General features: G+C 35.3%; 11 protein-coding genes and 1 pseudogene. 6 read left to right on the forward strand and 6 right to left on the reverse strand.

Annotated elements, in window-relative coordinates:
• Window positions 1-3: 3 nt before the first annotated feature.
• Together MNO09_RS28850 and MNO09_RS28855 are read right to left on the reverse strand one after the other, a co-directional pair.
• The gene (locus MNO09_RS28850; protein ID WP_000705549.1) at window positions 4-1,641 is read right to left on the reverse strand and encodes a PTS transporter subunit IIBC; all 1,638 of its coding nucleotides are present in this window, start codon (window positions 1,639-1,641) and stop codon (window positions 4-6) included.
• A gap of 205 nt (window positions 1,642-1,846) precedes the next feature.
• Entirely contained in the window at window positions 1,847-3,511 is a 1,665-nt protein-coding gene (locus tag MNO09_RS28855) for a glycoside hydrolase family 13 protein (RefSeq protein ID WP_001044747.1), read from the reverse strand.
• Between the two features lie 244 nt (window positions 3,512-3,755).
• Between MNO09_RS28855 and MNO09_RS28860 the strand changes: the two genes are divergently transcribed.
• The gene (locus MNO09_RS28860; RefSeq protein ID WP_088106799.1) at window positions 3,756-5,090 is read left to right on the forward strand and encodes an FAD-binding oxidoreductase; all 1,335 of its coding nucleotides are present in this window, start codon (window positions 3,756-3,758) and stop codon (window positions 5,088-5,090) included.
• A gap of 31 nt (window positions 5,091-5,121) precedes the next feature.
• Here MNO09_RS28860 and MNO09_RS28865 read toward each other — a convergent pair whose 3' ends face one another.
• Together MNO09_RS28865 and MNO09_RS31140 are read right to left on the reverse strand one after the other, a co-directional pair.
• Complete coding sequence (locus MNO09_RS28865; protein WP_417852659.1) at window positions 5,122-6,072, reverse strand: methyl-accepting chemotaxis protein; 951 nt, start codon at window positions 6,070-6,072, stop codon at window positions 5,122-5,124.
• A gap of 39 nt (window positions 6,073-6,111) precedes the next feature.
• Window positions 6,112-6,414: pseudogene (locus tag MNO09_RS31140) on the reverse strand (HAMP domain-containing protein); the annotation flags it as partial.
• Window positions 6,415-6,623: 209 nt separating this feature from the next.
• Between MNO09_RS31140 and MNO09_RS28870 the strand changes: the two are divergent.
• The 3 genes from MNO09_RS28870 (at window position 6,624) to MNO09_RS28880 (ending at window position 9,048) form a co-directional block, all read left to right on the forward strand.
• Complete coding sequence (locus tag MNO09_RS28870) at window positions 6,624-7,346, forward strand: amino acid ABC transporter ATP-binding protein (RefSeq protein ID WP_000616905.1); 723 nt, start codon at window positions 6,624-6,626, stop codon at window positions 7,344-7,346.
• Between the two features lie 121 nt (window positions 7,347-7,467).
• Window positions 7,468-8,262 (forward strand): ABC transporter substrate-binding protein, encoded by a 795-nt coding sequence (locus MNO09_RS28875; protein WP_000823734.1) that lies wholly within the window; start codon window positions 7,468-7,470, stop codon window positions 8,260-8,262.
• Between the two features lie 93 nt (window positions 8,263-8,355).
• Window positions 8,356-9,048, forward strand: a complete 693-nt coding sequence (locus MNO09_RS28880) for an amino acid ABC transporter permease (RefSeq protein ID WP_000461606.1) — start codon at window positions 8,356-8,358, stop codon at window positions 9,046-9,048.
• A gap of 52 nt (window positions 9,049-9,100) precedes the next feature.
• Here the strand turns inward: MNO09_RS28880 and desB are convergent, their stop codons facing one another.
• The gene (gene desB / locus MNO09_RS28885) at window positions 9,101-10,186 is read right to left on the reverse strand and encodes a Delta(10) desaturase DesB (protein ID WP_000661209.1); all 1,086 of its coding nucleotides are present in this window, start codon (window positions 10,184-10,186) and stop codon (window positions 9,101-9,103) included.
• Between the two features lie 581 nt (window positions 10,187-10,767).
• Here desB and MNO09_RS28890 point away from each other — a divergent pair.
• Entirely contained in the window at window positions 10,768-12,294 is a 1,527-nt protein-coding gene (locus tag MNO09_RS28890) for an FAD-dependent oxidoreductase (protein WP_000199946.1), read from the forward strand.
• 142 nt (window positions 12,295-12,436) lie between these two features.
• Complete coding sequence (locus tag MNO09_RS28895) at window positions 12,437-13,738, forward strand: MFS transporter (protein ID WP_001183119.1); 1,302 nt, start codon at window positions 12,437-12,439, stop codon at window positions 13,736-13,738.
• Between the two features lie 15 nt (window positions 13,739-13,753).
• On the opposite strand, the gene MNO09_RS28900 is transcribed toward MNO09_RS28895, so the two are convergent.
• A complete protein-coding gene (locus tag MNO09_RS28900; protein ID WP_001208298.1) occupies window positions 13,754-14,536 on the reverse strand; it encodes a nucleotidyltransferase domain-containing protein in 783 nt (260 codons plus the stop codon).
• Between the last annotated feature and the right edge of the window lie 34 nt (window positions 14,537-14,570).

Raw genomic sequence — 14,570 nt, forward strand, 5'->3', positions numbered from 1 at the left:
TTATTACGCACCTAACATATCTTGAATGTCTGACTTTAATACGTCAGCTTTCGGACCATATACTGCCTGTACACCTTTATCTTTTACGATAAGTCCTAAAGCACCATTTTGTTTCCACTGTGCTTCTGGTGCAACAACATCTAAATCTTTTACTGTTACACGTAAACGCGTCATACAAGCATCTACGTCAGCAATATTTTCTTTACCACCTAATAAATCAATAACTTTTGTTGCTAATGAACCATCCTGTACATTTCCTGTTCCTTCTGATGACTCATCTTCATTATCAATATAGTTACCTGCACGTCCTGGTGTTGGTAAATTGAATTTTTTAATTAAGAAATTGAATAATGTAAAGTTCAGACCGAAGAACACTAATGAAACGATAACGAAATTGATTAAATCTCTTGTTAGTCCTGCATTAACCATCATCGGTGTACGAGTAATTAATTCAATAAATCCAAATGCGTGAACACGTAAGTTAATTAAATCTGCTAATGCGAATGCAAGTCCTGTTGTAATTGCATATACAACATATAATACTGGAGCAATAAACATGAACATGAATTCAATTGGTTCTGTTACACCTGTTAAGAATACTGCTAATGCAGCTGATAAGAACATTGGTTTATATTTTGCACGTTTTTCTTTATCAACATTACGGAACATCGCGAAAGCAATACCCATTAACGCTGCTGTTGAGCCAATAACTTGTCCAGCTTTGAAACGAGCTGGTACAACGTTATTTAATAAATCGTTATATGCTTTCGTATCTCCATTTGCTAGTAAATTATTTAAGTCTGTAATCCATGCAAGCCATAAAGGATCTTGCCCTGCTACAATTTGTCCAACTTTTGAGCCAGTTAACATCGTATATGTTCCGCCTAGCTCTGTGTAGTTCATCGGAATCGTTAACATATGATGTAAACCGAATGGTAATAGTAAACGCTCTAACGTTCCATATACAAATGGTGCAACAACTGGTGCACTATCTTTAGATGCTGCAATCCAGCGACCGAATTCATTTAATCCACTTTGGATGAACGGCCATAAAAGTGATAATACAATTGCAGTGACTGTAGACCAAACAATTACAACGAATGGTACGAATCGTTTTCCGTTAAAGAATGCTAATGCCTGTGGCAGTTTATTATAGTTATAATATTTGTTATATAGAGTAGCTCCTAAGAAACCTGTGATAATCCCTACGAAAACTCCCATGTTTAATGCTGGTGCACCAAGTACAGAAGTAAAGTAATCTTTTACAACTAAATCTCCTGCTAATACTGAAGAAACTGTCGCTTTTGAATCCGCTAACATTTCAGCGTTTACGCCAAATATAGCTCCTGTAATTCGGTTTGTTAAGACGAATGCTAATAGCGCTGCAAATGCACCACCTGCGCGATCCTTCGCCCAAGATCCCCCAATTGCTACTGCAAATAAGATGTGTAGATTTGTAATAATTGCCCAACCTATGTCTTCCATTACGCGAGCGATTGTATGAACTGCGTTAATATCCCCAGCAGACATCCCAATTAACTTACCGATAGAAATCATTAAACCAGCTGCTGGCATTACAGCTACAACAACTAATAATGCTTTTCCGAACTTTTGCCAAAAATCAAAAGACGTAATTTTCATCTGTTCTTCCTCCCCTTTATTTATAACAACATAATGATTTAAATTATAATTTCTGTTTCTCTTATGAAAACGATTCCTTATGTTACTTTATTTTTATCTTTACGCAACCGTTTTCATAAATCTATTTTAATAAAAGCGTTTTCACTTTGCAATAGAAATTTATTTTTTTTCATAAAAAAAGATGCTCTAAGAGCATCCTTTTTTATTATGAAATGCGATAAACCCTTGTTTCATAAGGCTTTAACGTGATTGAAGTTACTTGTTCATTTTCCGCAACTTTATAGTTATTTAAAAGCAAACGTTTGCGTTCTAGTGCAAATGAACCCTCATTATACACAGCTTCCTCTTTTGAGATATTGCTAATTACAACGATTTTTTCATCGTTTAATGTACGAGTATATGCATAAATTTGCGGATCATCTTCTAGAAGTAAATCGTACGTACCATAATTCAGTACATCGTGCTCTTTTTTCAAGGCAATCATTTTTTTATAGAAATTGAAAATAGAGTTCTCTTCATTCTTTTGCTTTTCAACATTAATTTCTTTGTAGTTTGGATTCATACTAAACCAAGGCGCACCTGCTGTAAAGCCAGCATTCATCTCATCGTTCCACTGCATTGGTGTACGTGAATTATCGCGGCAAGAAGCCCATATAATTTCCATCATATCTTGATGTGATACACCCTCTGCAATTTTCTCTCGATATAAATTTTTAGTTGCTACATCATCATAATCTTCAATATTTAATAATTGAACGTTCGTCATCCCAATTTCTTGTCCTTGATAAATAAACGGTGTACCGTGCATAAAGAAGTACATTGCTCCAAGAGCTGTTGCACTTTCACGCCAATATTGTTTATCATCTCCCCAAGTTGAAACGATACGTGGCTTATCGTGATTCTCAATATATAAAGCATTCCATCCTTTATTTTCTAACCCTTTTTGCCATTTCGTTAATACCTTTTTCAACCCTACAACATCAAGATCTTTCTTCTTTTCTGCATCCCATAAACTTAAATGTTCAAATTGGAATACCATATTGAACTTGCCTTGCTCTTCGCCAACCCAAAGCTCAGCATCTTCAATCTTAACGCCATTCGCTTCACCAACAGTCATAATATCGTACTTAGAAAACGTATTTTCTTTTAACTCTTCTAGTAAAGGTTGAATACCATCCACATTCATATGTTTATCAAAAGATGGTACATACTTTAGTTCTTTTGGATTTGGCATATCTTTGAAACCATCTTCTTTTTTAATATGGCTAATCGCATCCACGCGGAAACCATCAATTCCTTTATCAAGCCACCAATTAACTGTATCGTATAACACTTCGCGAACTTCTTTATTCTCCCAGTTTAAATCTGGTTGTTTACGCGAGAATAAGTGTAAATAATATTGTCCTGTTACTTCATCATATTCCCATGCCGAACCGTTAAAAATACTTTCCCAGTTGTTTGGTTCCGAACCATCTTTACCATCATGCCAAATATACCAATCACGCTTCGGATTGTCTTTAGATGAACGCGACTCAATAAACCATGGATGTTCATCACTCGTATGATTAATAACTAAATCAATAATAAGCTTCATATCACGCTTATGAACTTCATCTAGTAAAGCATCAAAGTCTTCCATCGTACCAAACTCATCCATGATATCTTGATAATCACTAATGTCATAACCATTATCATCATTAGGTGACTTATACATTGGACAAATCCAAATTACATCTATACCTAAATCTTTTAAATAATCCAGTTTTGCAATAATACCTTGTAAATCTCCAATACCATCACCATTTGAATCCATAAAGCTACGTGGGTAAATTTGATAAGCAACTGCTTCTTTCCACCATGTCTTATTCATAATCATTCTCTCCTTTTGCATCCCATCGGAAATTTTATGCAAACGTTTTCGTAACACTATCATAACAAAATATAAATAGTTTGCAACTGTTTTCATTGAACTCTATGTAGATTCCTCATTCTTATGCTTTATTTATTTCTCACAAAGGCAAATCTCATTCCTCACCTATTCTTGTCCACACAGGTTACATACGCTTTTCATATATTAATAAAAAGAACTGCTTATTTTAGAAAGGAGTGATCAATTGAAACAAACAAAATTAACAGGTCGTATCGTTGTTCCTTCAGATCCTGACTATGACGTAGCCCGAATGAATTTAAATTTAAGTATTCCAAAACTCCCTTGTATTATTGTTTTTTGCCAAAATAAAAATGATGTGTGTAACGCCTTAAAATGGGCACGTGAACGTCATATACCATTTCGCTTAAGAAGCGGACGTCATAGCTATGAAAATTTTTCTCTTCTAAATAGAGGACTTATTATTGATGTGAGTGAAATGCATCGCATTACTGTTAATACAGATAAATTAACAGCAACAATTGAAGCTGGTGCAAACCTTGGCACTGTTTATAAAGAGCTTTGGAATTATGGTGTGACAATACCGGCTGGTACAAGCGCAAGCGTTGGAATTGTTGGATTAACACTTGGCGGTGGCATCGGTATGCTTTCACGCTTATTTGGATTAACATGTGATCAATTAGTAGAAGTCGAAATGGTACAAGCATGCGGTAAATTCGGAGCAAAAATCATTCGTGCAAGCGAACTTGAAAACCATAACTTGTTTTGGGCGTGCCGCGGTGGTGGTGGTGGAAACTTCGGAATTGTTACTTCTTTAACTTTTCGAGTACATCCCATCAAAAATGTATCAATCTTCTCAATTACATGGGAATGGGAAGATTTTATCGCTGCATTTCAAGCGTGGCAGAACTGGGCGCCTTATATAGACAAACGTCTCACTTCATCAATTGAATTATTCGCAAAGCAACAAAATAAAATTGAAGCACAAGGTGAGTTTATCGGCTCTCCCTCTGAACTCCATTCCTTATTATCTCCTCTTCTTGAAACTGGTACCCCCTCTCTCTTTATAGATGAAGTTCCTTATATAAAAGCTGTTGAATTTTTTAACAGTGGGAATATCCCTGAAAAATTTAAGCGCTCCGGTTCCTACGTATATGAACCTATCCCTCTTAAAGGCATTCAAATCATGAAATATTTTCTTTCTCATGCACCAAATAAAGATGCAAGTATTTGGCACCAATCGCTCGTAGGTGCTGTTGAAAATATTCCCCCTACTGAAACAGCTTATTTCCATCGTAAAGCAATTATTGCACAAGAATACATTACCTCTTGGAAATGCGCTAATGAAGAAAATCGCAATATACGCTGGGTTAAAGATTTACGAGAAAACTTAGATCCTTATACACTAGGTGACTATGTCAATTGGCCTGATATCGATATTATAAATTGGCAAACTAGTTATTATGGTTCTAACTTTCAAAGATTGCGTAAAGTGAAAACCATATATGATCCTTGCAATATTTTTCGTTTTCAACAAAGTATCCCTCCTTTTCATACGTAAAAAAGGAAGAACAGAATACTGTTCTTCCTTTTTACATTGAAAATCGTTCAATTGTTTGTTTCAAGTCTGCTGCTTGCTTCTCTAAATCCTTTAACAATTGATCGATTACTACCATATTTTTAGATTGTTGCAACGTCACACGTGCTACTTCTTGCGAACCAGCCGATGTTTCCTCAGCAATTGCTGCTACAGCCTTCGTCTGTGCTCCTGTTTGATGAATATGACGCACTTGTTCGTTCATATAGCCACTAATTTGCTTCGTTGCATCGGCAACTTCCATAATACTTGATGACATTTCTTTTAAAATTAATTCGGTAGCTTCCCCACGTTTCGCCTCTTCTTTAGCTGTTTTCACTTGCTCTGTCATTTTCAATGCGACTTGTTGCACTTCCTCTTGCATATTTCGTAATAATTGCGATATATTTCTTGCAGAATGATCGCTTTCATCAGCAAGTTTACGTACTTCTTCAGCTACAACTGCAAAGCCCCTTCCATGCTCTCCAGCACGAGCTGCCTCAATAGAAGCATTCAGTGCTAATAAATTCGTTTGACTAGCAATCTCACTCACAACGGAAACAATATGTTCTACTTGTTTCATTCGTTCTTCTAATTTCTGTACATTTTGCATCGAATTTTCATTTTCTTTTGCCAATGTTTGAATGCCTTGAATTAAAGAAGTAAAGACTCGTGTACTTTGCCCTAAAGCTTGAACCATTTCTAAAGACAACTCGTCAGACTGTTTTGCTTTTTCTTCTACTTCACTCGCAATAGAAGTTGTTGTATCAACAGCAGAAACAATCGCCTGAATGGAAGCAGCTGATTGCTCAGCGCCAGAAGAAATCTCTGCAAGTGTCTCAGATACACCTTGTGCTTGTTTCGTTGCTTCCCCTGTTTCCCTTCTAATTTGCTGAACTTGATTATTTGTATACGAAAATGTAGTATCAATATTTTTCACCATACCTCTTAAGTTCCCTAGCATCATATTAAATGCAACACTTAAAGATTTAATCTCATCATCTGTTTTTGGTAACGGGACATCTTCACGAATATCGCCATCAGCCGCCTTCCTTGCAGCCTCCTCCAACTTTCGAAGCGGTTTAATTAAAAAGATGGCTGCTCCATACGCTAAAATTCCAGACCATACTACGCCTAATAACATAACGATAATATTATAAACAGTTTGACTTACATAACTTTGAAAATAATCGTATATCACGTAAATAAAAAATATGCTTGTTGAATATGTAATAAAAGCTAAAATTGTAGTAAATAGCATAAGTTGTGTACGTAAGCCAAAGGAAAATGTATTCCTTTCTTTTTCCATCTCTTCTTTCCTCCTTTTTATAAGTAATATAAGTACTACCTATATATTATTATCCATATTTTCGTTATAGAAAGATATAGGGATTTTAAAAATCATTATTCCCTTGAATATCAAATTACCCGAAAAAAATAAAGGATTCTGACAATTTATGACTAATAACAGAAATAAGGGGCAACATTTGTAAAATATATTTTGACTGGGGGTTTTGTATGATTCAGGTTCAAAATCTAGTAAAATCATTTGGCTCACTTGATGTTTTAAAAGGAATTGATTTAGAAGTAAAAGAAAAAGAAGTTGTTGTTTTAATTGGTGCCAGTGGTTCCGGTAAAAGTACATTACTTCGCTGTCTTAACTTTTTAGAAATGTATGATGAAGGTGAAATTCATTTACAAGGTGAACGAATTGATCCAAAGCATTCAAATTTAAACAAAGTCCGTGAAAATGTCGGTATGGTTTTTCAGCACTTTAACCTCTTTCCTCATATGACCTCACTAGAAAACATCATAGAAGCACCTATCCATGTAAAAAAATTAGAAACAGCAAATGCAAAGGAAATCGGAAATCAGCTTTTACAAAAAGTCGGCCTACAAGATAAAGCAGATGTAACTCCCCACCTCCTATCAGGTGGTCAAAAACAGCGTATTGCCATTGCACGAGCTCTTGCTATGAATCCTAAAATTATGCTATTTGATGAACCTACCTCAGCCTTAGATCCTGAACTTGTTGGAGAAGTATTGCAAGTTATGAAAGAACTTGCTGAAGAAGGAATGACCATGGTTATTGTCACTCATGAAATGAATTTCGCAAGAGATGTAGCTGATCGCGTCATATTTATGGATGACGGAAAGATTGTAGAGGACGCTCCGCCAGCACAATTCTTTTCAGCTCCATCACATGAACGAGCAAAACAATTTTTACGCAACGTTTTATAATGTAACTTCTGTTTCAAATGAAGAGAAATACATTCATACGGTGCACAACTAATTGTCCAAATAAAATATCTCAGTAACATACTTAAAACCATCCGTATGATCAATATATAGGAGGGGTTTTATGAAAAGAAAACTATTAACCATTGTTGCGAGTATTACATTATGTACATCCTTCATACTAGGAGCCTGTAGTAAGGAAAGTGCTACTACTTCTTCAAATGGTGAAAAAGAATTTCGTTATGCGATGAGTGGCTTATATAAACCTTTTAACTATAAAGAAAATGACGGAAAGCTTGCCGGTTTTGATGTGGAAATTGGTGAGGCACTTGCGAAAAAAATGAATATGAAACCCACTCCTATTACAAATCCATGGGAAACGCTAATTCAAGGTCTACAATCGAAAAAATATGATGCTATATTGGGCAGTATGGCAATTACAGAAGAACGCTTAAAAGCTGTTAGTTTCTCAAATCCTTATTATCGTTCTGGTGCCCAAATTTTTGTGGCTAAAAAGAATACATCTATCTCTTCTCCAGAAGATTTGAAAGGTAAGAAAATTGGTGTTGTAAAGGCTAGTACCTTTAAAGACCTTGTTGCAAAACATACAGATCAAATCACAGAATATGACAGCGATATTACTGCACTTATGGACTTAGAGCCTGGGCGTATTGATGCAGTAATCACTGATCAAATGGTTGGTTTACGTATGATCAAAGAAGGTAAATCAAATATAAAAGAAGCTGGAAAACCATTAAATCTTGATGAAATGGGAATTGCTATTCGTAAAGATAATAAAGAAATGGTTGAGAAAGTAAATAAAGCTTTAGATGAAATCATTAAAGATGGTACGTATGAAAAAATCAGTAAAAAATGGTTTGGGCGTAATATTCTCGGCGAAGAGGAAAAAACGAAGTAAATTAGCTAGTCAAATGTTTCATACATTATGCCCCACTTTTTATGTGGGGTATTTCATTCCCTACCAAAATCCATACAATATGAGGTGACACATATGTTTGAAATTTTTATGTCTACTTATCCCACACTCTTAAAGGCTACTATTGTCACATTACAATTAACACTAACATCCCTATTACTTGGTTCACTAATTGGATTACTATTCGCTTTTTTTCGAATCTCTAACAATAAGATTTTAAATAGTATTGCTCATGTATATATCGCCATTATTCGTGGTACACCTTTAATTGTTCAAATTGCCATTCTCTATTTCGGTATTACATCGATTATTGTCTTCACTCCTTTTTGGGCAGGAGCAATTGCTTTAGCAATCCATAACGGTGCATATATTACTGAAATTTTCCGCGGTTCCATTCAATCTGTCGACCGTGGACAATTGGAAGCTGCCCGTTCTTTAGGTATGCCTTATCCTTTAGCAATGCGTCGTATTGTGTTACCGCAAGCATTTCGTCAATCTCTTCCTCCTTTAGGAAATCAGTTTATTATTGGATTAAAGGACTCCTCTCTCGTTGCATATGTAGGATTGTCCGAATTATGGGGATCAGGTTTATCAATTGCTGCAAGTAACTTCCAACAATTAGATACATACATAATTGTTGGTTTATATTACCTCGTACTTGTTCTTCTATTTACTTATTTTGTTAATCTTTTAGAGAAACGATTACAAAGAAAAGAAACAAATTCAGTTCAATTTAGCAAAAAGAATAAAAAAGAAGTCTCTTTATAAAAAAAAGCAAGCCTGAAATGGCTTGCTTTTTCACTGCAAAATATATCAATTTTTACTGATTTACTTTTTTAATACTCTCTTCTTCCTCTATATGTTCCTCACGATATGAAATATTATGAGGATCTAGTCCATTTCCTAAAGAACCATAGAAATGCTCTCTATGCGGATCCACTAATTCACTTCCTTGATAATACACACGTGGTGTATTCCATAGCGCTGCCAAAGCTTTTGTCATTGGCATCTCATGATAGCGTTCCGGCCACATTTCTTTAATTTTATCTTTTACTAACGGATAGTATTTAGAGCTCATAGCAGGGAACAAATGGTGTTCTGTATGATATGAGAAATTGAAATGTAAAACGTCTACCCAGCGCGGCACTGTTACTGATAAACAGTTCGCTAACGGATCATTTACTGGAACAATTGGATTTAAGCGATGATTTGTTGCGATATATGCCATTACAATAAAGTTAGCAATTAACAATGGAATTACATATGCAAATAACCATTTTCCAGGTCCCATAATAAACAATAAACTAATCCAAACAGTCCAAGGCAAAAGAAGTTGAAGCCATACAGATTTTTGATTGGATGACTTAAAATCCTTTATAAAATGAAAGAACATTCGAGTCGAATGTAACGTAAATTGAATGGTTAGTGACAGAAAACTAAAGAATGAACGAACATGAAGAGGCATGCGATATACCCACCTTAAAAACTTACTCTTTTTCAGTTTCTCAAGTGTAGGCCATGCATCTGGGTCATTCTCTTCATGTTGTGTATGAACATGATGCGTTGCATTATGCCACTTTCTCCAAAGCTTCGGGCCAGTTGATAATGGCATAAATGCTATCGCGCCTAAAAAATCACGAAGCCATGCTTTTCTTACAACAGTTCCATGTAAAATTTCATGTCCTAAAAATCCAAGTGAAGCAAAACATAATCCAAGAACAATCGCAATTCCTAGATTCGCCCACACATTCAATTCAAATACACCAATCGATATTAACCCCGCCAATGCCACAAGCAAATAAGCCAGTCCACCAAATAAACGAGTAGGAACTGGTTTAAATGCTTTTTTCGGCAAATGTGGTGATACACGTGCTGCATACCACCCAAACGTATGAAGCTCCTTCATCCTTTTGCCCCTTTCTTATGCCGCGCCTTGCGCAACTTACATATATCAATTCTTGCTTCCAGATTGATTTTACTAGGTGATTAAAAAAGCATTTATTATAAGGAAAATAAACTCACTCTATCGTCACTTATTTTTCGCTTTTATTATCAATGAAAAACATTTCTCTTTTTACTCTCTATCAACCTTTCCACATGATGAATCATATCAATAGAATTTCTATATTGTCAACAACTTTTATGACCTAGTAATAAAAGTTGGTTATATTTTTATAATCATACTTTATTTCACTAAAGAAAAAACATAGATTTTATAAGGCTTCATCCATTATGCATATACATACACTGACATACTATAGACTCTATCTTATTCAAGAACTCTCTGTGTAAACAACAAATAAACTCATCTGAATCTAGTTTTACACAACTCCTACTTCTTCATACCGATACCACTAAATAATTATACTGAAATATTTTTATCTTTCTTTTAATAAAAATAGACTCCTTCTAAAACAGCACACATGAATTTCCTATCATATGGAAATATTAAAAGGAAAATTGTTCTAAAATCGGGAGGTTTCTATAATGACAAGCGATACATTTCCACAATTTCCATTATCCTATTGGATTGAATCTACTCAAGTCCCTGCTTTTCCTCATTTATCTGAAGATACAAAGGCAGAAGTTGCTGTTATCGGAGCTGGTATTACAGGCATTACTACTGCCTATTTACTTGCAAAAGAAGGTATGAACGTTGTTTTAATTGATTCTGGTCTTATTTTAAATGGAACAACTGGGCATACAACAGCGAAGGTAACAGCACAACACGATCTTATTTATGATGAATTAATAAATCATTTTGGTTTGGAAAAAGCGAGGCTTTACTATGAATCAAATAATCATGCTCTACAATTCATAAATGAGACGGTGAAAACATATAAAATCGACTGTAATTTCTCAAATGAAGATTCATATTTATATACAACTACTGATAATGGATTAAGAAGTTTATCGAAAGAATATGAAGCCTATCAAAAATTAAATATACCTTGTGACTATGTTCAATCTCTATCGATTCCGATTCCAGTACAATCTGCACTTGTCATGAAAAACCAAGCACAATTCCATCCCCTCCTTTATTTGAAAACACTTTTAGAAAAGTTTGTGGAGATGGGCGGAAAAGTTTATGAACAAACAACAGCTATTGATGTGGGAAAAGGTGATTATCCACAAGTCATTACAAAAGGCGGGCATCGCATCACTTGCAAATATGTTGTCTCTTGTTCACATTTTCCTTTCTATGATGCGAATAGCTTTTTCTTTACGCGAATGTATGCCGAACGCTCTTATGCTCTTGCAATCAAAGCAAAAACGGATTATCCAGGTGGCATGTATTTAAGTATTGATGACCCAAAACGTTCCTTGCGCTATACAACAAACAATGGGGAAAAATTAATTTTAATTGGCGGAGAAAGTCATAAAACAGGACAAGGAATAAACACAATGCTTCATTATGAAGCACTGTATTCTTTTGCGGAAGCAACGTTTGGAGTAGATGAAGTTCCCTATAGATGGTCAGCACAAGATTTAATCACGCTAGATAAGCTTCCTTATATCGGACATATTAACGAAAGAAATCCAAATATATTTGTTGCAACTGGATATCGTAAATGGGGAATGACAACTGGAACTGCTGCCGCTCATTTACTGAAGGACTCCATTCTAAAAGTCCACAATCCCTATAAGGAACTGTATGCACCATCACGCTTCCATGCAAATCCAGATATAAAAACATTCCTCTCCCAGAACATTGATGTTGCGAAACATTTAATTGAAGGAAAGATTGAAACCACATTACGTAAGCCAGAAGATCTCGAAGTTGGTGAAGGATCTGTCGTACATGTTAATGGGAAACGAGCAGGTGCTTATAAGGACAAAGATGGTAAATTACATATTGTCGATACAACTTGTACACATCTCGGCTGCGAAGTTGAATGGAATAATGGTGATTGTACTTGGGACTGCCCTTGCCATGGTTCCCGCTTTTCAATTGAGGGAGATGTTATGGAAGGTCCAGCAGATCAACCGTTAAAACGAGTTGATAATGAGTAAACAAATAAAGAAGTTCAACAGGATTCCTGTTGAACTTCTTTATTTGTTATAAAACCTTTTCAGATAAACTTCGACATAAGAAGGGAAATATTAACATCAAATAAAATAATATATTTATCTATAAATAAAAGGAGGGAATACTATGCAACCTTCAGCTCCACCTCATCTAGAATCTACAAAAACTATCTTTTCAAGCTCTATTACAAAACTTGTTGTTTTTATTTGTTGGCTAGCCATTCTAGCTGATGGATATGATTTAGGTATTTACGGTGCCGTTCTGCCAAAGCTCCTAGAAGACAAAAGCTGGGCACTTTCACCGGCACACGCTGGTACAATTGCTAGCTATGCTTTATTTGGCATGTTTATTGGCGCTATTCTAGTTGGAACCATCACAGATCTAATTGGACGAAAATGGACGCTTATATGCTGTTTAGCACTTTTCTCCATCACGATGGGCCTTGCTGCACTTGCTCCTTCCCCTGAATTATTTGGTTTATCTCGATTTATCGGAGGAATCGGATTAGGCGGTGTTATTCCAACAGCTTCAGCACTTACTGTTGAATATTCACAAAAAAAAAGACAATCTTTTATTTATGCTCTTATGTTTACTGGCTACCCTTTAGGTATCGTGTTAGGTGCTATTTTGTCTATGTTTATGTTAGAAGATTTCGGATGGAGAATTATGTTTGGCATCGGAATGATTCCACTGCTCCTCATTCCTTTCATCATTCGTTATTTACCTGAATCCATTCAATTTTTATTATCACGTAATCGCCAAGAAGAAGTAGACCAAATCCTTAATCGTTTTCAAATTGAATTCCATGAAAAAGATGAAACTCATCAAGCCCCACCTAATATACGAAAGAAAAATGGATTTCTTACGTTATTCTCAAAAGAGTACATAAAAGCGACGTTGCTTTTTTGGATTACTTATATAATGGGAATGTTTTTAATATATGGTTTAAATACTTGGTTACCGCAGATGATGCGCCAAGCAGGATACCCTCTTGGATCTAGTCTATCATTTTTACTTATGCTAAATATTACTGCCGCTATCGGTGCATTATTTGCTGGAGCAATAGCGGATCGTATAGGGGCTAAAATTGTTATTAGCATCTCCTATCTTATGGCAGCTATATGTATTGGACTATTAACAATTAAACCATCTGTTACAATCATTTATCTTTTAATTGGTCTTGCTGGAATTGGATCAGTCGGTATTACTCAAATATTAAATGCATATGTAACACAATACTTCCCGTCTCATATCCGAGCTACCTCCTTAGGCTGGGGACTTGGACTTGGCCGAGTTGGCGCGATTGCTGGTCCTATTCTTGTCGGTATTATTATAACAATGCAATATGACTTAGCATGGAATTTTTACTTATTCTCATTCGCGGGTCTTCTTGCAGCTATATCTGTTTTCTTTATTCCTACAAAATAAAAAAAGAGCACAAACTCACTTGTGCTCTTTTTCATATACTGCAAACAACATATCCCGAAACAATGTATTTAAACTCTCAATATCGATCCCTGATCCCTTTTCAATTCCTTTTACATATTGCTGGTAGTAATGAATTTGTTCTTCTAAAAATTGATTCAACACCTCAATTTTTAATCCAACATCTAATTCAGTACCTGCCTTTTTCTTTATTAACAACTGTTCAATTTCATCTAATACACTGCGTTCTAATGATAACTCTGTAATCAATCGATCGAATTCTACAGGTGGTAAAGTCTCTTTCTCCTCTAACCACTTACAAGCTAAAATAGGACGTAATACATAAAAGTACTTTTTCAACTTTACATTCTCACCTTGCAAAAATTCACGATAATTTTTTGAAGCCATATGTAAGTAATGATATATCGTTGCTTTTGGATCAAAGTGCTTATCACTCATTTGCTGAAGTTGTTCTGGAAAATGAGAGTTTTTCGAATAAAAAATCGGTGATCGAATCCATTCGAGTAAAGCTGGGTTTGACTTTGCGAATAATTGTAACGCTTTTTTAATATCCCATCCGCTTATATCTAAATCATCACTAATCGGATACTCAATTACATCTCGTTTATCATGAATTGATAAATACCATTCGACCGGGTGCATATAAACGAATCTAACATCATAATCACTATCTTTCGATGGAAATCCCCAAGCACGACTCCCTGATTCCACTGCAAATAAAATTTTCACATCATTCTCTTGTTCAATTCTTGCTAACTCCAACCTAATTTTCTCTCTCATTTCATACCCTCTTCATTTTTTGATTATTTCCTTG

It is taken from the genome of Bacillus sp. N5-665 (assembly GCF_022637375.2).
Taxonomy (GTDB): Bacteria; Bacillota; Bacilli; order Bacillales; family Bacillaceae_G; genus Bacillus_A; species Bacillus_A wiedmannii.

Coding starts and splice junctions, on each gene's coding strand:
- desB (WP_000661209.1), bottom strand. CDS start 10,186: ATGAAGGAGCTTCATACGTTTGGGTGGTATGCAGCACGTGTATCACCA.
- MNO09_RS28870 (WP_000616905.1), top strand. CDS start 6,624: ATGATTCAGGTTCAAAATCTAGTAAAATCATTTGGCTCACTTGATGTT.
- MNO09_RS28890 (WP_000199946.1), top strand. CDS start 10,768: ATGACAAGCGATACATTTCCACAATTTCCATTATCCTATTGGATTGAA.
- MNO09_RS28865 (WP_417852659.1), bottom strand. CDS start 6,072: ATGATGCTAGGGAACTTAAGAGGTATGGTGAAAAATATTGATACTACA.
- MNO09_RS28875 (WP_000823734.1), top strand. CDS start 7,468: ATGAAAAGAAAACTATTAACCATTGTTGCGAGTATTACATTATGTACA.
- MNO09_RS28900 (WP_001208298.1), bottom strand. CDS start 14,536: ATGAGAGAGAAAATTAGGTTGGAGTTAGCAAGAATTGAACAAGAGAAT.
- MNO09_RS28850 (WP_000705549.1), bottom strand. CDS start 1,641: ATGAAAATTACGTCTTTTGATTTTTGGCAAAAGTTCGGAAAAGCATTA.
- MNO09_RS28895 (WP_001183119.1), top strand. CDS start 12,437: ATGCAACCTTCAGCTCCACCTCATCTAGAATCTACAAAAACTATCTTT.
- MNO09_RS28855 (WP_001044747.1), bottom strand. CDS start 3,511: ATGAATAAGACATGGTGGAAAGAAGCAGTTGCTTATCAAATTTACCCA.
- MNO09_RS28880 (WP_000461606.1), top strand. CDS start 8,356: ATGTTTGAAATTTTTATGTCTACTTATCCCACACTCTTAAAGGCTACT.